At 59.0% G+C, this 20,946-nt stretch carries 22 protein-coding genes and 1 pseudogene; 7 read left to right on the top strand and 16 right to left on the bottom strand.

Annotation, left to right across the window (positions count from 1 at the left end; all coding sequences use genetic code 11):
* Positions 1-138: 138 nt before the first annotated feature.
* The 5 genes and pseudogenes from ACM6IT_RS21550 to ACM6IT_RS21530 all read left to right on the top strand — a co-directional run.
* Positions 139-376 (top strand): annotated as a pseudogene (locus tag ACM6IT_RS21550) (MFS sugar transporter); the annotation flags it as partial.
* Between the two features lie 101 nt (positions 377-477).
* The gene (locus ACM6IT_RS21545; RefSeq protein WP_056728957.1) at positions 478-1,404 is read left to right on the top strand and encodes a DUF72 domain-containing protein; all 927 of its coding nucleotides are present in this window, start codon (positions 478-480) and stop codon (positions 1,402-1,404) included.
* Positions 1,401-2,198 carry an endonuclease/exonuclease/phosphatase family protein gene (locus tag ACM6IT_RS21540; protein ID WP_056728959.1) on the top strand — a complete coding sequence of 266 codons (798 nt, stop codon included), beginning with the start codon at positions 1,401-1,403 and terminating at the stop codon, positions 2,196-2,198. Before ACM6IT_RS21545 ends, ACM6IT_RS21540 begins: the two co-directional genes overlap by 4 nt.
* Positions 2,195-3,487 (top strand): cardiolipin synthase ClsB, encoded by a 1,293-nt coding sequence (gene clsB, locus ACM6IT_RS21535; RefSeq protein ID WP_056728961.1) that lies wholly within the window; start codon positions 2,195-2,197, stop codon positions 3,485-3,487. Before ACM6IT_RS21540 ends, clsB begins: the two co-directional genes overlap by 4 nt.
* A complete protein-coding gene (locus tag ACM6IT_RS21530; RefSeq protein ID WP_056728963.1) occupies positions 3,474-4,460 on the top strand; it encodes a lysylphosphatidylglycerol synthase domain-containing protein in 987 nt (328 codons plus the stop codon). The genes clsB and ACM6IT_RS21530 overlap by 14 nt, the downstream gene beginning before the upstream one ends.
* A 168-nt stretch (positions 4,461-4,628) precedes the next feature.
* Here the strand turns inward: ACM6IT_RS21530 and ACM6IT_RS21525 are convergent, their stop codons facing one another.
* The 3 genes from ACM6IT_RS21525 to ACM6IT_RS21515 form a co-directional block, all read right to left on the bottom strand.
* On the bottom strand, positions 4,629-5,387 hold the full coding sequence (locus ACM6IT_RS21525) for an alpha/beta hydrolase family protein (protein ID WP_056728965.1): 759 nt from the start codon (positions 5,385-5,387) through the stop codon (positions 4,629-4,631).
* A complete protein-coding gene (locus ACM6IT_RS21520) occupies positions 5,377-6,486 on the bottom strand; it encodes a DUF3182 family protein (RefSeq protein WP_414918641.1) in 1,110 nt (369 codons plus the stop codon). The genes ACM6IT_RS21525 and ACM6IT_RS21520 overlap by 11 nt, the downstream gene beginning before the upstream one ends.
* Before the next feature lie 303 nt (positions 6,487-6,789).
* Positions 6,790-7,782: a GlxA family transcriptional regulator gene (locus ACM6IT_RS21515; RefSeq protein WP_414918640.1), complete on the bottom strand. Its 993-nt coding sequence runs from the start codon at positions 7,780-7,782 to the stop codon at positions 6,790-6,792.
* 101 nt (positions 7,783-7,883) lie between these two features.
* On the opposite strand from ACM6IT_RS21515, the gene ACM6IT_RS21510 reads away from it, so the two are divergent.
* Positions 7,884-8,432: a cysteine hydrolase family protein gene (locus tag ACM6IT_RS21510; protein ID WP_056728971.1), complete on the top strand. Its 549-nt coding sequence runs from the start codon at positions 7,884-7,886 to the stop codon at positions 8,430-8,432.
* A gap of 103 nt (positions 8,433-8,535) precedes the next feature.
* On the opposite strand, the gene ACM6IT_RS21505 is transcribed toward ACM6IT_RS21510, so the two are convergent.
* Entirely contained in the window at positions 8,536-9,054 is a 519-nt protein-coding gene (locus ACM6IT_RS21505; protein ID WP_007984430.1) for a single-stranded DNA-binding protein, read from the bottom strand.
* Between the two features lie 9 nt (positions 9,055-9,063).
* Positions 9,064-10,461: an MFS transporter gene (locus ACM6IT_RS21500; RefSeq protein ID WP_056728973.1), complete on the bottom strand. Its 1,398-nt coding sequence runs from the start codon at positions 10,459-10,461 to the stop codon at positions 9,064-9,066.
* A 191-nt stretch (positions 10,462-10,652) separates the two neighbouring features.
* Between ACM6IT_RS21500 and uvrA the strand changes: the two genes are divergently transcribed.
* A complete protein-coding gene (gene uvrA, locus ACM6IT_RS21495; protein WP_056728975.1) occupies positions 10,653-13,487 on the top strand; it encodes an excinuclease ABC subunit UvrA in 2,835 nt (944 codons plus the stop codon).
* A gap of 65 nt (positions 13,488-13,552) precedes the next feature.
* On the opposite strand, the gene bfr is transcribed toward uvrA, so the two are convergent.
* The 11 genes from bfr to rpmD all read right to left on the bottom strand — a co-directional run bounded on the left by bfr (position 13,553) and on the right by rpmD (position 20,944).
* Entirely contained in the window at positions 13,553-14,017 is a 465-nt protein-coding gene (bfr, locus tag ACM6IT_RS21490) for a bacterioferritin (protein WP_008053867.1), read from the bottom strand.
* Between the two features lie 148 nt (positions 14,018-14,165).
* Entirely contained in the window at positions 14,166-15,620 is a 1,455-nt protein-coding gene (locus tag ACM6IT_RS21485; RefSeq protein WP_414914787.1) for a catalase, read from the bottom strand.
* Between the two features lie 237 nt (positions 15,621-15,857).
* Positions 15,858-16,244, bottom strand: a complete 387-nt coding sequence (gene rplQ, locus ACM6IT_RS21480) for a 50S ribosomal protein L17 (protein WP_046041617.1) — start codon at positions 16,242-16,244, stop codon at positions 15,858-15,860.
* Between the two features lie 42 nt (positions 16,245-16,286).
* Complete coding sequence (locus ACM6IT_RS21475; RefSeq protein ID WP_007970428.1) at positions 16,287-17,288, bottom strand: DNA-directed RNA polymerase subunit alpha; 1,002 nt, start codon at positions 17,286-17,288, stop codon at positions 16,287-16,289.
* Positions 17,289-17,310: 22 nt separating this feature from the next.
* Entirely contained in the window at positions 17,311-17,931 is a 621-nt protein-coding gene (gene rpsD / locus ACM6IT_RS21470; protein ID WP_003176404.1) for a 30S ribosomal protein S4, read from the bottom strand.
* Positions 17,932-17,949: 18 nt separating this feature from the next.
* Positions 17,950-18,339 carry a 30S ribosomal protein S11 gene (gene rpsK / locus ACM6IT_RS21465; RefSeq protein ID WP_002555466.1) on the bottom strand — a complete coding sequence of 130 codons (390 nt, stop codon included), beginning with the start codon at positions 18,337-18,339 and terminating at the stop codon, positions 17,950-17,952.
* Positions 18,340-18,369: 30 nt separating this feature from the next.
* Positions 18,370-18,726 carry a 30S ribosomal protein S13 gene (rpsM, locus tag ACM6IT_RS21460; RefSeq protein ID WP_009045849.1) on the bottom strand — a complete coding sequence of 119 codons (357 nt, stop codon included), beginning with the start codon at positions 18,724-18,726 and terminating at the stop codon, positions 18,370-18,372.
* A 130-nt stretch (positions 18,727-18,856) separates the two neighbouring features.
* Entirely contained in the window at positions 18,857-18,973 is a 117-nt protein-coding gene (gene rpmJ / locus ACM6IT_RS21455) for a 50S ribosomal protein L36 (RefSeq protein WP_002555468.1), read from the bottom strand.
* Positions 18,974-18,997: 24 nt separating this feature from the next.
* Positions 18,998-20,326: a preprotein translocase subunit SecY gene (secY, locus tag ACM6IT_RS21450; protein WP_003228718.1), complete on the bottom strand. Its 1,329-nt coding sequence runs from the start codon at positions 20,324-20,326 to the stop codon at positions 18,998-19,000.
* Positions 20,327-20,764: a 50S ribosomal protein L15 gene (gene rplO, locus ACM6IT_RS21445; RefSeq protein WP_003228720.1), complete on the bottom strand. Its 438-nt coding sequence runs from the start codon at positions 20,762-20,764 to the stop codon at positions 20,327-20,329.
* 3 nt (positions 20,765-20,767) lie between these two features.
* Positions 20,768-20,944, bottom strand: coding sequence for a 50S ribosomal protein L30 (rpmD, locus tag ACM6IT_RS21440; RefSeq protein ID WP_003186033.1), 177 nt, complete (start codon positions 20,942-20,944; stop codon positions 20,768-20,770).
* Positions 20,945-20,946 lie beyond the last annotated feature (2 nt).

Genomic DNA, 20,946 nt, shown 5'->3' with positions numbered 1-20,946 from the left:
TGATCGAGAAATGCCGGACAAGTTCGGATATAGATCCCTCGCCACAGACTAACACCCGCGCTCGCGATCTTTGCGCCCGAGGCAAATATCAAATGTCCTTCCCTGTATTTTTCTGAACGAGCCAAATCCCGACGCTGCGCTGCCCACGGGGTGTTTTTCTCGATCGACTCGACTATCGCCACCAGTCTAGTGCCGAAGGGAAAAGCCGCCAGCACGATTGCGAGCATGTTCACCAGCCTGACCGGCGTTGGTCACCGGCGTGCCGCTGGGGACATTCATCGGCCAGCATTTGGGCTGGTGTGAAACCGTCCTTGCCGTTTTGCCTCCGGATGTAATCGCCCTCATCGGCAGCTACGTGCCGGAATATATCGCCCACAAGTGGTGCTCTATAGAAAATTTACCGTCCGTAGCGCCATCGAAACTTTCGCCGCAGCCTCGTAGTCATCTCAAGACAGGCGCTGTCAGACCGGAGGCGACATGGCGACGATTCATATCGGTATTTCAGGCTGGCGCTACACGCCCTGGCGGGGAGACTTCTACCCCAGTGGCCTGACCCACAAGCGCGAATTGCAATTCGCCTCGCGGGCGGTCAACAGCATCGAAATCAATGGATCGTTCTACGCGCTGCAGCGGCCCGAACGTTATGCCCAGTGGTACGGCGAAACCCCGCTCGACTTCGTTTTCAGCGTCAAGGCCCCGCGCTTCATTACCCATATCAAGCGGCTGCGGGACATCCACAGACCGCTGGCCAATTTCTTTGCGTCCGGAGTGCTGGAATTAAAAGAAAAGCTCGGCCCTGTCCTCTGGCAGTTTCCCCCCAGTTTCAAATTCGATGCCGAGTTGTTCGAAAACTTCCTCGACCAATTGCCCCACAATACCGAACAGGCCGCCGCCCTCGCCCGCCAGCACGACTCCCACGTCACCGGCCATGCGAGTCTGAAGGCTCACAAAAAACAGCCCTTGCGCCATGCCGTAGAGATCCGTCACGACAGTTTTATCGATCCGCTGTTCGTCCGCTTGCTCAAGCGCTACAACACGGCCCTGGTCATCGCCGACACGGCAGGTAAATGGCCGTACCGCGAAGACATCACCAGCGATTTCGTCTACCTGCGCCTGCATGGCGCCGAAACACTCTATGCCAGCGGCTACACCCCGCAGGCACTAAAACACTGGGGCGAACGAATCGAAGCCTGGCATCACGGCCGGCAACCGGATGATGCACAACTGATCGCGCCCCGGCAGAAACCAAAGGCGTGCAAATCCCGGGAGGTATTCTGCTATTTCGATAACGACATCAAAATCCGCGCCCCCTTTGATGCACGCCATTTGCTGCAACGCCTGCACCTCGACAAAAACCTCGCCACCGTCCCCGGTGAGCCTGCCACCGAGGGCGTGTTGCCATGAACATTCCCGAGCCGGTCGGCGTCACGGACGAGCAGACACCCATCAATACGACAGTGCGCAGCTTCACAGTGCTGACGGTCAACACCCACAAAGGTTTCACCGCGCTCAATCGCCGTTTCATCCTGCCGGAACTGCGTGAAGCGGTGCGCAGTGTGTCTGCCGATGTGGTGTTTTTGCAGGAAGTCCACGGCACCCACGAACAGCATCCCAGGCGCTACACCAACTGGCCGGCGATGCCGCAATACGAATTCCTCGCCGACAGCCTGTGGCCACAGTTCGCCTATGGCCGCAATGCGGTGTATCCGGCGGGCGATCACGGCAATGCGCTGTTGTCGAAGTTCCAGATCATCCGCCACGACAACCTCGATGTATCCATCAGCGGCCACGAGAACCGCGGGCTCCTGCATTGCGTGTTGCGCCTGCCCGGCGATGGCCAGGAGGTGCATGCCATTTGCGTACACCTGGGGTTGCTCGAAACCCATCGCACCGCACAACTGAAGCTGCTCGCCCAACGCCTGGACGCACTGCCCGGCGACGCCCCGGTGATTGTCGCCGGTGACTTCAACGATTGGCGCCAGCGCGCCGATGCGTTGCTAAAACCCAGTGGTTTGCGTGAAGTCTTCGCCGCGCACCATGGCAAACCGGCACGCAGTTTCCCCGCGCGCTTGCCGGCATTGCGCCTGGACCGAATCTACGTGCGCAACCTCAAGGCCAGCCATCCGCGAGTGCTGACCTCCCGGCCCTGGTCGCACCTTTCCGACCACGTCCCGCTGTCGGTGGAGATCGAGCTATGAGCAGCCAGTCGATGGAAAAAACCACGCTGGAACACATTCCCGCTCCGCCGACCCGCGAGCCGACAGCGGTCGATGTCGAATACGGCTGGCAAGGCAGCAATCGGGTCGAGTTGCTGGAAAACGGTGAGGCGTATTTTCCCCGGGTGTTTGAAGCCCTGCGCCGGGCGCAAAGTGAAATCTTGCTGGAAACCTTCATTCTGTTCGAGGACAAGGTGGGCAATGAGCTGCAACAAATCCTGATCGAAGCCGCTCAACGGGGCGTGCGCACCACCGTCAGCCTCGACGGCTTTGGCTGCGGCGAACTGAGTACCGGGTTCCTCACCGCCCTGACAGCCGCCGGCGTGCATCTGCAAATGTTCGATCCGGCACCGAAACGCCTGGGCATCCGCACCAACTGGTTCCGGCGCCTGCACCGCAAGATTGTGGTGGTCGATGGCACCGTCGCGTTCGTCGGCGGGATCAACTTTTCCGCCGATCATCTGGCCGATTTCGGCCCCGAGGCCAAGCAGGATTATTCCGTAGAGGTTCAGGGTCCGGCCGTTGCCGACATCCATCACTTTGCCCTGCTGCAATGCGGTCGCCCGGCACACGCCAAATACTGGTGGCAGCGCCGTCGGCAGCGGCGTTCGGAACTGGCCTTCAGTGATCACGATGGCCAGGTGCGGCTGGTGTACCGCGACAACGGGGAACACCAGACCGACATCGAGGAGGTTTACCGCCAGGTGTTGCGCCAGGCGCAGCGCCGGGTGGTGATCGCCAACGCCTACTTCTTTCCCGGTTTCCGCTTGCTGCGCGAGATCCGCAACGCGGCACGCCGAGGGGTGGATGTGCGGTTGATCCTGCAGGGACAGCCAGACATGCGGGTGGCCAAGCTCGCGGCGCGCATGACCTACGATTACTTGCTCAAGTCCGGGGTGAAGATCTACGAATATTGCGACCGCCCACTACACGGCAAGGTCGCACTGGTGGATGAGGACTGGAGTACCGTTGGCTCGAGCAATCTCGACCCGTTGAGCCTGTCGATGAATCTGGAAGCCAACGTGCTGATCCGCGACCGTGGCTTCAATCGAGTTCTGTTCGATCGCCTGGAAGACCTCAGCGACAACCACTGCAAGGTCATGTCTCACGACATCGCGCCACGCGGGCGTGTCTGGCACATGACCATCGGTTTTCTGGTGTTCCACTTCCTGCGGCATTTCCCGGCATGGGCCGGTTGGTTGCCGGCGCATAAACCTCGCCTGAAACCCTTCCCCCCTCCGACCGAGAGCGCTGACCATGAACCGCGCTGATCCCCACACGGCAACTCACGCCAAAAGCCCGGGCAAGTCGCACTGGAGCCGCTGGAAACGACCGCTGACGATGCTGTTCTTCCTGATGCTGATCGTGCTGTTCACGATGCTCGCCCAGCGCCTGGAATGGAACGAAGTGTTCGATAACCTGGCGGACTTCAAGGTGCGCACACTGATCATTGCGTCGGGGCTGACCCTGGTGAGTTTTCTGGTGTACGCCTGCTTCGACCTGATCGGCCGCACTTACATCCGCCAGAACCTGACCTGGAAGCAAATCCTGCCGGTGGGAATCATCAGCTACGCCTTCAACCTGAACCTCAGCGCCTGGGTCGGCGGCATCGCCATGCGTTACCGGTTGTATTCGCGGCTCGGGGTCAGCAAGAGCAACATCGCGAAAATCCTCGGCCTGAGCCTGGCGACCAACTGGTTTGGGTACATGGTAATTGCCGGTGCCGTGTTCAGCAGCGGGCTGGTACGCATGCCTCCGGGCTGGAAGCTCAGCAGTAGCACGCTGCAAGGCGTGGGGGTCTTGTTGTTGCTGCTGAGCGCCGGGTACCTGGCGGCGTGCCGGTTTGCCAGGCGTCGGGAGTGGGCGATTCGCGGCATCGAAATCGACCTGCCATCCTTGCGCATGGCGGTGCTGCAACTGGCCCTCGGTGCCCTGAACTGGTCGCTGATGGCGGCGGTGATTTTCACCTTGCTGCCGAGCAAACTGGACTATCCACTGGTGTTGGGCGTGCTGTTGATCAGCGCCATCGCCGGGGTCATCACTCACATCCCGGCCGGGCTCGGCGTGCTGGAAGCCGTGTTTGTGGCCCTGCTGCAACACGAGGCTTCGCGGGGCAGCCTGGTGGCGGGACTGCTGGCCTATCGGGCGATTTATTTCATCCTGCCGCTGTTGATTACCCTGGTGATGTATTTGCTGGTGGAAGCCAAGGCCAAGGCGCTGCGGATAGAGAAAAAACCCAAGTGATTTTGTGCTGGCTGTGAAGACGCCTTCGCGAGCAAGTCGGATCGCCGCACCGCCGCTCCCACAGGGTCTGTTGGTGGATGCAGATTCTATGTACACCCTCGATCCATGTGGGAGCGGCGGTGCGGCGATCCGACTTGCCCGCGAAGGCGTCCACAAGCACACCGCAAATCACCGGGATTGAATAATGCTCAACCGCTCCCCCACCACCATCTCGGTAATCCAGCCGACAAGGATCGAGGTGTAGGCCTGCTGCGAAACCGGGTCGCTCAGCGCGTGATCGGCACCATCGATGATGCGATGGGTCAGCGAGTGAGTCTGCTGGCACGCCGCGCGGTAACTCATGATCGTCGAATGGGGCACATAGTCGTCGGTCTCGGACTGCACCAGCAGGACATCCCCGGTGAATTGCGAGCAGGCATGCAAGGCGCGATTGCTGTCGGCACGCACCAGGGTGCTTCGGTAATCACGCAGGTCCAGCTTGTCCAGATCGCGTTTCGGCGCGTGCCATTGCTCGTCGCGATACAGCGCCGGCACCCGCAACGCCAGCCAGCGAACCGGCCTGAGCGAGGTCAGGATCGAGGCCAGATACCCCCCGTAACTGGTGCCGACCACGGCAATCGCCGAGGTATCGAGAGCCGGGTGCGCGAGCAAGCGGTCATAGGCCGCCAGCAGGTCGCGCAAATTGTCTTCCCGGGTCACCCGTGTCAATGGGATACCGGTGCCATTGGTGTGCCCGCGCAAATCGAATGTCAGGCACACGCATCCCAAGCCGGCGATGCCTTTGGCGCGCTCCAGGTCCCGCTCCTGGCTGCCGCCCCAACCGTGCACGAAGAGCACACCGGGAACTTTCGATTTGGGACTCAGGAAGGTCCCGCTCATCTGTTCGTCGTCGATGTCGATCTGAATGGATTCGCTTCTAGCCGTCATTGGATTCAACCGTCACGTACTTGAGGAGAAAGTCACTGGCCTGCGCCGGCCCGCGGTACACCTCGATGGCGTCCGCCGGTAGCGGCTGGTCGATGTAGGTTTCCACCGAAGACACACGAATCGCGCATATCCCCGGATCGTTGACGAAACTCTGCAAGGCCGCCACCTCGGCGCTGCTGGCACCGCCCATGCGCCAGGACTGTTCCAGCACACCGCTGCGTGGCCGACCGTCGCTGCCGACGCCCTGGGCGATGTCGTAGTTGCGCCGCGAGGCATAGAAACCGGGATAGGCTTCATCCGCCGCGCTGTCGAACACCTGTGCCTGATGGATCGCCAGGCACACGTCTTCCGGAAGATCCAGTTCCAGTAATGCGTCATAGCCGCCTGGCACCACCAGCAGGTTGGACCCGCCATACACCTGTTCCCCCTGAGCGTCCTCGGTCAAATATTGATCACCGCAGTAACTGAGTACGTGGCCGCCGATACGACTCTGGCCGACGCTGTGGGTGATCACCTGGTCCAGGTCCTGTTCGAGTACCACGCCTTCGGTGAACATCGCCTCAGCTTCCGGCTGGGCAAGCAGCTCATCGAACTCGTCGAGGCTTTTGATCACTTCCTGACCACGTCCGGCACAGGCATGAATCGGTTTCAGGCGGATCGGCCCGGTGTACAGCAAATGCTCTGCCGCCGGACGCGCATCCTTCAGAGAGAACACACTGAGACCGTCGAGCACCACGCTGCGCACCCGCTCGGAAAACAACGGAGCCCAGCCTGGCGGCGCATGGGCGTGGCGGTTGAGCAATCCGTGGCTGATGGCCTTGGTGCAAATGAAGTCGTGGTCGACATAACCACCCCACAAATCCTCCGGCCCCTTGACCCCCAGTTGCCGGGCAATCGCAGCGCCCACCAGGGTCTGGGTCGGCAACAGGTAGAGGTCCCGCCCGACATGCAGTTGCGGGTCGTAGCTGCCGCCATACTTGAGCCCCAGTATCTGAGCCAGCCAGCGGGCCAGCGCACGGTTGGTTTCAACTTCGTGCTGCGGTGCATCGGCGAGCACCGAATGGGCGACCACCAGTCTCCTGGAGTTTGCTGGGGTCATGCATCCCCCTTCAATCGACGCTTGATGAATGTAGCTGAAGGGGTGCAGAGATCAGGCCAAGGCCCGTCGAGGGAAAAGGGGTTTAAAATCAGCCCGTTGCACAGACAGCGATGGCATTAGGCCTGTTTTATTCTGCACGACGCCCTTTGATACTCCGGCATTTTGCACGATTCCAGACTGGCACAGAACACATGTGGAAGCGGGCTTGCTCGCGAAAGCAGAGTGTCATTCACCGCAAATGTTGACTGAAAGTCCGCATTCGCGAGCAAGCCCGCTCCCACAGGGGGATTTGTTGTGAACGGCCTACCGTGCCGCGGCCCCCGGCGTCACCCCAAACCGCGTCCGATAATCACTCGGCGCCAACCCGGTGATTTTCCTGAACGTCGCACGAAATGCCCCGGGGTCCTGATACCCCACGGTCCAGGCGATGTGATCGATAGTGCCGTTGGTGAACTCAAGCATTTCCCGGGCCTTGCCGACCCGCAGATGCTGGCAGTATTCGGTGGGTTTGAGCCCGCTGGCCGCGCGGAAGCGGCGCAGGAAGGTACGTTCTTCCAGCCCTGCCTTTTCGGCCATCGCCGCCAGCGACACATCGGTCGCCCCGGTGCTTTGCAGCCAGTGTTGCACCTTGAGGATCGCCGCATCGCCATGACTGAGGATCGGCGCAAAGTTGCTGCCGCACTCACTGGCGCTGTCGCTGTGTTCCACCACCAGAAAACGTGCGGTGTTGGTGGCGATGCTCGGCCCCAGCAGTCGATTGACCAGGCGCAGACCCAGTTCGGACCAGGCCATCAGCCCGGCGGTGGTAATCAGGTCGCCGTCATCGACAATCGGCGTATCGGCCTTGAGCCTGATCGCCGGATAACGCTCGGCGAAGGCTTTGGCCGAGGTCCAGTGGGTAGTGGCGCTGCGACCGTCAAGCAGACCGCTTTCGGCCAACAGGATAGAACCCACGCAAACCCCGCCCAGTGTCGCACCGCTGGCATGTTGCTCACGCAACCAGCGGATCAATCCCTGTGGCGCCTGGCCCTCGGAAAAACCGCCGATCGACGGCGGAATCAACACGGCCACCAGGGCGCGCCCCGGGCCGGAATGACTATCGAATACCCGAACCGGCGGCTGATCACCCTCGACCTGCCAATGGCTGACCCGCAACAGCGGTAACTGCGCAGCCTGATGCTCGGCGGCGATCCGGTTCGCCACCCCGAACAAGTCCGTCAAGCCGTGCACCGCCGCCATCTGCGCGCCGGGATAGATCAGCACACCGAGTTCGGCGACTGCCCTTTCTGCGTCCATTGTCAGTTTTCCCCCTTCTATTGTCGGTGCGGCCAATCCTCGGATTGCCTGCCACAGCCAATACTTCATTCCACACCAACACACACTTCGAGGAAACAGTCATGGCCAAGCAAGCGCTCATCGTAGTCGATATCCAGAACGACTACTTCCCCCAAGGCAAGTGGCCGCTGGTCGGTGCCGATGCCGCCGCCGACAACGCCGTCCGCCTGATCAAGGCCTTCCGCGACGCGGGGGATTCGGTGGTGCACATCCGCCACGAATTCACCTCCGAAGAGGCGCCGTTTTTCACTCCGAACTCCGAAGGCGCCAAGCTGCATCCGAAAGTGCTCAACCGCGCCGACGAACCGGTGGTACTCAAGCACTTCGTCAACTCATTCCGCGAAACCGAATTGAAATCGATCCTCGACGAGCAAGGCATCAAGGAACTGGTGGTCGTGGGCAGCATGAGCCACATGTGCGTCGACGGCATCACCCGTGCGGCGGCGGATTTTGGCTATACGGTCACCGTGATCCACGACGCCTGCGCCACCCGTGACCTGGAGTTCAATGGCGTGACGGTTGCGGCGGTGCAGGTTCATGCGGCGTTCATGGCAGCCCTGGCGTTTGCGTATGCCAGCGTGGTGTCGACCAACGAGTTCCTCGCGGCCTGAGTCTGCAACCAAATTTTACCGCCCATAAAAAACCCGCACTTCGAAGTGAAGTGCGGGTTTTGTGTTTCAGCTTGCCGCTTGTAGCTTGAGGCTTGCAGCCAGGCTAGAACGGAATATCGTCATCAAAGCTGTCGAAATCCGGAGCCGGCTGAGGAGCCGCCTGCTGTGGAGCCGGGCGCGACTGTTGCGGTGCCGACTGCTGTGGACGCGGAGCCTGCTGGCGCGGAGCGGATTGCTGGTAGTTGTTACCGCCGCCCTGGCCTTGCTGGTCGCCCTGTGGACGGCCGCCCAGCAGTTGCATGGTGCCTTGCATGTCGACCACGATTTCGGTGGTGTAGCGCTTGATACCGTCTTTTTCCCACTCGCGGGTCTGCAGCTTGCCTTCGATGTAGACCTGCGAACCTTTACGCAGGTATTCGCCAGCGATTTCTGCAACCTTGCCGAACATCGACACACGGTGCCATTCGGTCTTTTCGACTTTCTGACCGGTTTGCTTGTCGGTCCACTGTTCGCTGGTCGCCAGACTCAGGTTGGTCACGGCGTTACCGTTAGGCAAGTAGCGAACTTCGGGATCCTGGCCGCAAGTGCCGACCAATATGACTTTGTTAACCCCACGGGCCATAACGTTCTCCTAGGCTACGCACGCTGCCCCGGCCGGGTTGTTCACCAGGCGCTCAAGGGTGGTGCGATCCAATAGTTCGGTGTCCAGTTTGATGTAAATCGCCGCCTCTTCCGCGACGATGACTGCATCTGTTACCCCTACGACCGCCTTCAGGCGCTCGACCAGACCCGCTTCGCGGATCGCCTCGGGCGACAACGGCAAGCGCAGGCTCGTGACGTAGGGAGGTTCGCGCATGGTAACAGCAAAGGCCAGCCAGAGGGCAGCGAGAGCGGCGCATCCGAGGAACACAACCGACAGACCGCCATGCTGGAACAGCCAGCCACCGAGGATTCCCCCCAGTGCCGAGCCGAGGAACTGGCTGGTGGAGTAAACCCCCATCGCCGTGCCCTTGCCGCCAGCCGGTGAAACCTTGCTGATCAGCGACGGCAACGAAGCTTCCAGCAGATTGAACGCGGTGAAGAACACCACCGTACCGATCACCAGAGTCCGCAAGCTGTCGCCGAACTGCCAGAAGAATAGCTCAGTGAGCATCAGCGTCACGACGGCGCCGAGTAAAACTCGTTTCATTTTGCGTTTCTTCTCGCCGTAGATAATGAACGGGATCATGGCGAAGAAAGAAATCAGCAACGCGGTCAGGTATACCCACCAGTGCTGCTCTTTGGGCAGCCCGGCTTTCTCGACCAGCGCCAGCGGCAAGGCGACGAAGCTGGACATCAACATCGCGTGCAACACAAAAATGCCCAGGTCCAGGCGCAACAGGTCCGGATGCTTGAGGGTCGGGATCAGCGCCTGGCGCGCGACACCGGACTCACGGTGCTGCAACGGGCCGGTGGAGCGCGGCACCATGAACATCACGATCACGATGCCGAACAGCGCCATACCGCCCGTGGCAAGGAACAGCCCGGACAACCCGAAGGCGCGGGTCAGCAGCGGGCCGACCACCATGGCCACCGCAAACGACAGGCCGATGGTCATGCCAATCATGGCCATGGCCTTGGTCCGGTGCTGCTCGCGGGTCAGGTCGGACAGCAAGGCCATGACCGCCGCGGAAATCGCCCCGGCGCCCTGCAGGATCCGGCCGGCAATTACGCCCCAGATCGAGTCGGCATTGGCTGCCAGCAGACTACCGAGGGCAAACACGATCAGGCCCAGGTAAATCACCGGGCGGCGACCGATGCGGTCGGAAATGAAACCGAAAGGAATCTGGAACACTGCCTGGGTCAGGCCATAGGCGCCAATCGCCAGACCGATCAGCGCCGGCGTGGCGCCAGCCAGATCCATCCCATAGGTCGCCAGTACCGGCAACACCATGAACATGCCAAGCATACGGAAGGCGAACACCAGGGCCAGACCGCTTGCCGCGCGGGTCTCGCTGCCACTCATGCGCTCGCTGTGGGGATCGTGCATGGAAAAACCTCATGTGAACCGGCGGCGATTCTACCAGTCCCATCGATTGGCAGGGTATATCGCGACGCTTTGACGCGCATTGCTGACACACTCTTCATGTAAGACAGTAGCCCACTCGTTTGATAGTGTGCATCCATCCAGTATTTGGCCGTATACTCCTACGTTTTCGACGCCCGCCGAGCGAGGCCACCTTGGACAAGATCCTGATTCGTGGGGCTCGAACCCACAACCTGAAGAACATCGACCTGACCCTGCCGCGGGACAAGCTGATCGTCATCACCGGCCTGTCCGGCTCCGGCAAGTCGTCCCTGGCTTTCGACACCCTGTACGCCGAAGGTCAGCGTCGCTACGTCGAATCGCTGTCGGCCTATGCCCGGCAGTTCCTGTCGATGATGGAAAAGCCCGACGTCGACACCATCGAAGGCCTGTCGCCGGCGATTTCCATCGAACAGAAGTCGACCTCGCATAACCCGCGTTCGACGGTCGGCACCATCACCGAAATCTACGACTACCTGCGTCTGCTTTATGCACGCGTGGGTATTCCCCGCTGCCCGGATCACGACATCCCGCTGGAAGCGCAGACCGTCAGCCAGATGGTCGACCTGGTCCTCGCCGAACCGGAGGGCAGCAAGCTGATGCTGTTGGCGCCGGTCATCCGCGAGCGCAAAGGCGAGCACCTGTCGGTTTTCGAAGAGCTGCGCGCGCAGGGCTTCGTCCGCGCCCGAATCAACGGCAAGCTCTATGAACTGGACGAAGCGCCCAAGCTCGACAAGCAGAAAAAACACACCATCGATGTCGTGGTCGACCGCTTCAAGGTTCGCGCCGACCTGCAACAGCGCCTGGCCGAATCCTTCGAGACCGCGCTGAAACTGGCGGACGGTATCGCCCTGGTGGCGCCGATGGACGACGAGCCGGGTGAAGAGATGATCTTCTCCGCACGCTTCGCCTGCCCGATCTGCGGCCACGCGATCAGCGAACTGGAACCCAAGCTGTTCTCCTTCAACAACCCGGCCGGCGCTTGCCCGACCTGCGATGGTTTGGGGGTGAAGCAGTTCTTCGATATCAAGCGCCTGGTCAATGGCGAACTGACCCTGGCCGAAGGGGCGATTCGTGGCTGGGACAGGCGTAACGTCTATTACTTCCAGATGCTCGGCTCGCTGGCCTCGCACTACAAATTCAGCCTGGAAGTTCCGTTCAACGAACTGCCCGCCGATCAGCAGAAATTCATCCTGCACGGCAGCGGCTCGCAAAACGTCGATTTCAAATACCTGAACGACCGTGGCGATATCGTCAAACGCTCGCACCCGTTCGAAGGCATCGTGCCGAACCTGGAACGCCGTTACCGCGAAACCGAATCGGCATCGGTGCGCGAAGAACTGGCCAAGTTCCTCAGCACCCAGTCGTGCCCGGATTGCCGTGGCACCCGTCTGCGGCGTGAAGCGCGGCACGTGTGGGTTGGCGAGAAAACCCTGCCGGCGGTGACCAACCTGCCAATCGGCGATGCGTCCGATTATTTTGGCGGGCTCAAGCTCACCGGCCGACGTGGCGAAATCGCCGACAAGATCCTCAAGGAAATTCGCGAGCGCCTGCAATTCCTGGTCAACGTCGGCCTCGACTACCTGTCGCTGGATCGCAGCGCGGACACCCTGTCCGGTGGCGAGGCCCAGCGTATTCGTCTGGCCAGCCAGATTGGCGCTGGCCTGGTCGGCGTGCTGTACATCCTCGACGAACCTTCGATTGGCCTGCACCAGCGCGATAACGACCGGTTGCTCGGCACCCTCAAGCACCTGCGCGATATCGGCAACACGGTGATCGTGGTCGAGCACGACGAAGACGCGATCCGTCTGGCCGATTACGTGGTGGACATCGGACCGGGCGCTGGCGTGCACGGCGGGCACATCGTCGCCGAAGGCACACCGGCCGAAGTCATGGCTCACCCTGACTCCCTGACCGGCAAATATCTGTCGGGCCGGGTGAAGATCGAAGTCCCGGCCAACCGCACGCCGCGCAACAAGAAGCTGTCGCTGTCGCTCAAGGGTGCTCGCGGCAACAACTTGCGCAATGTCGACCTGGAGATTCCAATCGGTTTGTTGACCTGCGTGACCGGCGTGTCCGGCTCGGGCAAGTCGACGCTGATCAACAACACGCTGTTTCCATTGAGCGCCACGGCGCTGAACGGCGCGACGACGCTTGAAGCTGCCGCTCACGACAGCATCAAGGGTCTGGAACACCTGGACAAGGTCGTCGACATCGACCAGAGCCCGATCGGCCGTACACCGCGCTCCAACCCGGCGACCTACACCGGGTTGTTCACACCGATCCGCGAGTTGTTTGCCGGCGTACCGGAGTCCCGCTCCCGGGGCTACGGGCCGGGGCGTTTCTCCTTCAACGTGAAAGGCGGGCGATGCGAGGCTTGTCAGGGCGATGGCCTGATCAAGGTGGAAATGCACTTCCTGCCGGACATCTACGTGCCCTGTGACGTGTGCAAGAGCAAGCGTTACAACCGCGAGACCCTGGAGATCAAGTACAAGGGCAAGAGCATCCACGAGACCCTCGAGATGACCATCGAGGAAGCACGGGTGTTCTTCGATGCCGTACCGGCCCTGGCGCGCAAGCTGCAAACCTTGATGGACGTCGGACTGTCGTACATCAAGCTGGGGCAATCGGCGACCACGCTTTCCGGTGGTGAAGCCCAGCGGGTGAAGCTGTCCCGCGAACTGTCCAAGCGCGATACCGGCAAGACCCTGTACATCCTCGACGAACCCACTACCGGGCTACACTTCGCGGATATCCAGCAACTGCTGGACGTTTTGCACCGCCTGCGCGACCACGGCAATACAGTGGTGGTGATCGAACACAACCTGGACGTGATCAAGACCGCCGACTGGCTGGTGGACCTGGGTCCGGAGGGCGGTTCCAAGGGCGGACAGATCATTGCCGTCGGCACGCCGGAGGAGGTGTCAGAGATGAAGCAATCCCACACCGGTTACTACCTCAAGCCGCTGCTGGAACGCGACAGGGCTTAACCGGGCCCCATGAAAAAGCCCCTGTCACTTCATCAGTGACAGGGGCTTTTTTGTATTCGCAGCAATCAGGTGTGGGATTGCAGGTAGTTCTCAAGCCCGATCAACTTGATCAGACCCAACTGCTTCTCGAGCCAGTAGGTGTGATCTTCTTCTGTGTCATGCAATTGAACCCGCAGCATTTCGCGGCTGACATAGTCCTTGTGTTGCTCGCAGAGCTTAATGCCCTTGCACAGCGCTGCCCGCACTTTGTATTCCAGGCGCAAATCCGCTTCGAGCATCTCGGTGACTGTGGTGCCGACATCGAGATCGTCCGGACGCATCCGCGGCGTGCCCTCGAGCATCAGAATCCGGCGCATCAGGGCATCAGCGTGCCCTGCTTCCTCTTCCATCTCGTGGTTGATTCGTTCGTAGAGCTTGGTGAAACCCCAGTCCTCATACATCCGCGAGTGGACGAAATATTGATCACGCGCGGCCAGTTCGCCGGTCAGCAACGTGTTGAGGTAATCGATTACATCTGGGTGGCCCTGCATCGCCCTACATCTCCCTGCTTGAAAGTTGTAGTTTGAACCAACATGCCGGTATCGTCACTCGCAAGACGCAATAAAAGCGAAGATATTCTGAGAAAACCGGCTGAAATAACGCAAAAACCGCCCAAACAAGGGCGGTTCTGCTTCTCATTTAGACTTCGTTAAGCTGTACGTTGAGCAACTTTGCGATTGCTTCTCCATACGCCGGGTCAGCCTTGTAGAAATGTTGCAGCTGGCGGTCAACCACATCACTCGACACGCCCGCCATCGCACCGGCGATGTTGCTGACCAGCAGTGATTTCTGCTCTTCAGTCATCAAGCGGAACAATGCGCCGGCGTGACTGTAGTAATCCGTGTCTTCACGGTGGTCGTAACGATCGGCGGCACCACTGAGGGCCAACGCCGGCTCTGCGTAACGAGGCGCCTGCTTCGGCGACTCGACGTAGCTGTTGGGCTCGTAGTTCGGCGTCGCACCGCCATTGCTGCCAAAAGCCATCGAACCATCGCGCTGATAACTGTTGACCGGACTCCGAGGAGCGTTGACGGGCAACTGCTGGTGATTGGTGCCGACACGGTAGCGATGAGCGTCCGCATAGGCGAAGACCCGACCTTGCAGCATACGATCCGGCGACAGTCCAACGCCTGGAACCATGTTGCTGGGCCCGAACGCGGCTTGCTCGACTTCCGCGAAGTAGTTCTGCGGATTGCGATTGAGCTCAAGTTCTCCGACTTCAATCAGTGGAAACTCTTTCTGCGACCAGGTTTTGGTGACATCAAACGGGTTCTCGTAGTGCGCCGCTGCTTGAGCCTCGCTCATGATCTGAATGCACACGCGCCATTTCGGAAAATCACCCTGGTCGATTGCATTGAACAAGTCGCGCTGAGCGTAATCCGGATCAGTACCCGCCAGGCGAGCAGCCTCGGCAGGTGCAAGGTTCTTGATCCCTTGCTTGGTCTTGTAGTGCCATTTCACCCAGTGACGCTCGCCCTGAGCGTTGATAAGGCTGTAAGTGTGGCTGCCGAAGCCGTGCATGTGACGGTATCCATCAGGGATACCGCGGTCGGAAAACAGGATGGTGACCTGGTGCAGCGCCTCGGGCGAATGCGACCAGAAGTCCCACATCGCCTGGGCACTCTTCAGGTTGCTTTGCGGCAAACGCTTCTGGGTGTGGATAAAGTCCGGGAACTTCAGTGGATCACGAATGAAGAACACGGGGGTGTTGTTGCCCACGATGTCCCAGTTTCCTTCCTCGGTGTAGAACTTCAAGGCAAACCCGCGTGGATCACGCTCGGTATCGGCCGAACCACGCTCGCCACCCACGGTGGAAAACCGCAGGAAAGTGGGGGTTTGCTTGCCGACTGCCTCAAACAGCTTCGCGCTGGTGTATTGAGTGATATCGCGCGTCACGGTGAACGTACCGTAGGCACCCGAGCCCTTGGCGTGTACGCGGCGCTCTGGGATGTTTTCACGGTTGAAGTGAGCAAGCTTCTCGATCAGGTGAAAGTCGTCGAGCAGCAGCGGGCCACGAGGGCCAGCGGAACGGGAATTCTGGTTATCGGCAACAGGAGCGCCACTGGCGGTAGTAAGCGTTTTGTTTTGGCTCATGCGATGTTCCTTCCTCTGTCGGTCTTGAACTGCCGGCTATCGGCTGAGAAGGAGTATTGATCATCAATATGACAGCTACAAATTCATTAACCTGTAGACATCGATAGAGAAAAACTAATGACCATCCCCATCACATCATGACGATGTGGACGAAGGAGACGCTTGTACAAACGGCGCGTTTCTTACAGGCACAAAAAACCGGGCACTAGGCCCGGTTCTTTGTTTCAGACTGACGTCTTACTCGGCAGATACAGCTTCGCCAGCAGTAGCACGATCAACCAACTCGACGTACGCCATAGGCGCGTTGTCGCCAGCGCGGAAACCGCACTTGAGGATGCGCAGGTAGCCACCCTCACGGGTAGCGTAACGCTTGCCCAGGTCGTTGAAGAGCTTACCAACGATAGCTTTCGAACGAGTACGGTCGAAAGCCAGACGGCGGTTAGCAACGCTATCTATCTTGGCCAAAGTGATCAGCGGCTCGGCAACGCGGCGCAGTTCTTTAGCTTTTGGCAGAGTAGTTTTGATCAGCTCGTGCTCGAACAGCGACACCGCCATGTTTTGGAACATGGCCTTGCGGTGCGAGCTGGTGCGGCTCAGGTGACGACCACTTTTACGATGACGCATGGTTCATTCCTTACCAAACACTACGTTCGGTGATTACGACGATCAGGCAGTCGCCTTGTCGTCCTTCTTAAGACTTGCAGGCGGCCAGTTGTCGAGGCGCATGCCGAGGGACAGACCGCGGGAGGCCAGAACGTCCTTGATTTCAGTCAAGGATTTCTTGCCCAGGTTCGGAGTCTTCAACAGCTCTACTTCGGTACGCTGAATCAGGTCACCGATGTAGTAGATGTTTTCCGCCTTAAGGCAGTTAGCCGAACGTACAGTCAGTTCCAGATCGTCAACCGGGCGAAGCAGGATCGGATCGATCTCGTCTTCCTGCTCGACAACCACTGGCTCACTGTCACCCTTGAGGTCGACGAACGCAGCCAACTGCTGTTGCAGGATGGTTGCAGCGCGGCGAATTGCCTCTTCAGGATCCAGAGTACCGTTGGTTTCCAGATCAATAACCAGCTTGTCCAGGTTAGTACGCTGCTCGACACGGGCGTTTTCCACCACGTATGCGATACGGCGAACCGGGCTGAACGAAGAGTCAAGCTGCAAGCGACCGATGCTGCGGCTTTCGTCTTCATCGCTCTGACGCGAGTCTGCCGGTTCATAACCACGACCACGAGCCACTACGAGCTTCATGTTCAGGGCGCCGTTAGACGCCAGGTTAGCGATTACGTGATCGGGATTAACGATCTCGACATCATGATCCAGCTGAATATCGGCAGCGGTAACCACCCCCGAACCCTTCTTCGACAAGGTCAGCGTAACTTCGTCACGACCGTGCAGCTTGATAGCCAGACCTTTAAGGTTCAACAGGATTTCAATTACGTCTTCCTGTACACCTTCGATGGCGCTGTACTCGTGGAGCACACCGTCAATCTCGGCCTCGACTACTGCACAGCCGGGCATTGAGGACAACAGGATGCGGCGCAGCGCGTTGCCCAGGGTATGGCCGAAACCACGCTCGAGAGGCTCGAGAGTGATCTTGGCGCGGGTTGGACTGACAACCTGCACATCAATGTGGCGGGGTGTCAGGAACTCATTTACCGAAATCTGCATGGATGCACCTATTTTCTAGCCCTTACTTGGAGTAGAGCTCGACAATCAGGCTTTCGTTGATGTCGGCGGACAGATCACTGCGAGCTGGAACGTTCTTGAAAACGCCCGACTTCTTCTCAGTGTCTACTTCTACCCATTCTACGCGGCCACGTTGGGCACACAGATCGAGAGCTTGGACAATGCGAAGTTGATTTTTTGCTTTCTCGCGAACAGCGACCACGTCACCAGCACGAACCTGGTAGGACGGAACGTTAACGGTCTGACCGTTTACGCTGATCGACTTGTGCGATACCAGCTGACGGGATTCGGCGCGAGTCGAACCAAAGCCCATACGGTATACAACGTTGTCCAGACGGCATTCGAGCAGTTGCAGCAGGTTTTCACCGGTTGCACCTTTCTTGCCAGCAGCTTCTTTGTAGTAGCCGCTGAATTGACGCTCGAGAACGCCGTAGATACGACGGACCTTCTGCTTTTCACGCAGTTGGGTGCCGTAGTCGGACTGGCGACCGCGGCGTTGGCCGTGGATACCAGGTGCTGCTTCAATGTTGCACTTCGATTCGATCGCGCGCACGCCGCTCTTCAGGAAGAGATCGGTGCCTTCGCGACGAGCGAGTTTGCATTTTGGACCAATGTAACGAGCCATTCTTTACAATCTCCTGGATTACACGCGGCGCTTCTTCGGCGGACGGCACCCGTTGTGCGGGATTGGCGTCACGTCGGTGATGCTGGCGATCTTGTAGCCACAGCCGTTCAAAGCGCGGACTGCGGATTCACGACCTGGACCTGGACCTTTGACGTTGACGTCAAGGTTTTTCAGGCCGTATTCCAGCGCAGCTTGACCAGCACGTTCAGCAGCTACTTGAGCAGCAAACGGGGTGGACTTGCGGGAACCGCGGAAACCCGAACCACCGGAGGTAGCCCAGGAAAGAGCGTTACCTTGACGGTCGGTGATGGTCACGATGGTGTTGTTAAAAGATGCATGGATGTGGGCGATGCCATCAACCACTGTCTTTTTAACTTTTTTACGAGGACGAGCAGCAGGTTTTGCCATGATTAAATTCCTGTCGATTCGCTGGGGCGATTACTTGCGGATCGGCTTACGCGGACCTTTACGGGTACGCGCGTTGGTCTTGGTACGCTGACCGCGTACTGGAAGACCGCGACGATGACGCAGACCGCGATAGCAACCGAGGTCCATCAAGCGCTTGATTTTCATGTTGATTTCGCGACGCAGGTCACCTTCAGTGGTGAACTTCGCCACTTCGCCACGCAGCTGTTCAATCTGCTCGTCGCTCAGATCTTTGATCTTTGCTGCTGGGTTTACCCCAGTCTCTGCACAAATTTTCTGTGCAGTAGTGCGACCAACACCATAGATGTAGGTCAGCGAGATAACAGTATGCTTGTTATCTGGAATGTTAACGCCTGCAATACGGGCCATTCAGTGGGACTCCAATTGACAGCTACCTACGCCCCGGAAGCCAAGAAATAGGGCGCGAGATAATATCGCTGTAATAACAAATAATCAACCCGGCAGCGCACTAGCTGCCGGGCTTGAAGCACAATCACACTCAGCCTTGGCGCTGTTTGTGACGCGGTTCCGCGCTGCAAATTACTCGAACAACACCTTCGCGGCGAATAATCTTGCAGTTACGGCACAGCTTTTTCACCGATGCACGAACTTTCATCACCAACTCCTCGAACCTTATGGGTCAGCGCAGCATGCCGCTGCCGTAACCCTTCAGGTTGGCTTTCTTCATCAGGGATTCGTACTGGTGCGAAACGAGGTGCGATTGTACTTGGGACATGAAGTCCATCACAACCACGACGACGATCAGCAACGAGGTCCCGCCAAGGTAGAACGGTACGTTGGCTGCAACCACCAGGAACTGGGGCAACAGGCAGACGGCCGTCATGTAAAGAGCACCGAACATGGTCAAGCGAGTCAGAACGCCATCAATGTAGCGCGCAGACTGCTCACCTGGACGGATGCCCGGAATAAAGGCACCGGACTTCTTCAGGTTTTCCGCTACGTCTTTCGGATTGAACATCAACGCCGTATAGAAGAAGCAGAAGAAAATAATCCCTGCACTAAACAGCAGAATATTCAACGGCTGACCAGGAGCGATCGACTGCGAGATGTCCTGCAACCAGCCCATACCTTCAGACTGACCGAACCAGGCACCCAACGAAGCCGGGAACAGCAAAATGCTGCTCGCGAAAATAGCCGGAATAACACCGGCCATGTTCACCTTCAGCGGCAAGTGGCTGGTCTGCGCAGCGAAGACCTTACGGCCCTGCTGACGCTTGGCGTAGTGAACAGCAATACGACGCTGACCACGCTCAATGAACACCACGAAACCGATAATCGCTACTGCCAGCAAACCGATGGCAACCAGGGCGAAGATGTTGATATCACCCTGACGTGCAGACTCGAAAGACTGCCCGATCGCTCTCGGAAGACCGGCGACGATACCCGAAAAAATCAACATCGAGATACCGTTGCCAACACCACGCTCAGTAATCTGCTCACCCAGCCACATCATGAACATCGCACCAGCCACAAAAGTGGATACCGCGACGAAATGGAAGCCAAAGTCACCAGTGAACGCAACGCCCTGCCCCGCCAGACCAATGGACATGCCAATGGCCTGGACGAGAGCGAGGACGACAGTGCCGTAGCGGGTGTACTGGCTGATCTTGCGACGGCCAGCTTCACCTTCCTTCTTCAACTGCTCCAGCTGCGGGCTGACGGCGGTCATCAGTTGCATGATGATCGATGCCGAGATGTACGGCATGATCCCCAGTGCAAAGATGCTCATCCGTTCCAGCGCGCCGCCGGAAAACATGTTGAACAAGCTAAGAATGGTCCCCTCATTCTGTCGAAACAGGTCCGCGAGTCGGTCCGGGTTGATACCTGGAACCGGGATGTGTGCGCCTATTCGGTAGACGATAATCGCCAGGAACAGAAAACGCAGACGAGCCCAGAGTTCAGACATACCGCCTTTGCCGAGCGCAGAGAGAGCACCTTGCTTAGCCATTTATTCCTCGAACTTGCCGCCAGCTGCTTCGATAGCCGCACGCGCACCTTTGGTGGCGCCGATTCCCTTGCCGATAGTGACAGCGCGAGTCACTTCACCGGACAGCATGATTTTCACACGCTGTACGTTGACGTTGATCACGTTGGCATCTTTCAGGGACTGCACGGTGACGATGTCGCCTTCCACTTTAGCCAGCTCGGACAAACGCACTTCTGCGCGGTCCATGGCCTTCAGGGAAACGAAACCGAACTTCGGCAGGCGACGATGCAGCGGCTGTTGACCGCCTTCAAAGCCTGGAGCAATGGTGCCACCGGAGCGGGAGGTCTGACCTTTGTGACCACGGCCACCAGTCTTACCCAAACCGCTACCGATACCACGGCCCGGACGATGCTTTTCGCGACGGGAACCCGGCGCTGGACTCAGATCATTGAGTTTCATCGATTAACCCTCGACACGCAGCATGTAGTAAGCCTTGTTGATCATCCCGCGATTCTCGGGAGTATCCAGGACTTCTACAGTGTGACCGATGCGACGCAGACCCAGACCCTTAACGCACAGTTTGTGGTTAGGGATGCGGCCGGTCATGCTTTTGATCAGCGTAACTTTAACGGTAGCCATGA

The organism is Pseudomonas sp. IT-P4 (assembly GCF_949767755.1).
Lineage (GTDB): Bacteria > Pseudomonadota > Gammaproteobacteria > Pseudomonadales > Pseudomonadaceae > Aquipseudomonas > Aquipseudomonas monachiensis.
The sequence above is the reverse complement of the archived record's forward strand: the minus strand, read 5'-3'. Positions and strand labels throughout refer to the sequence as shown.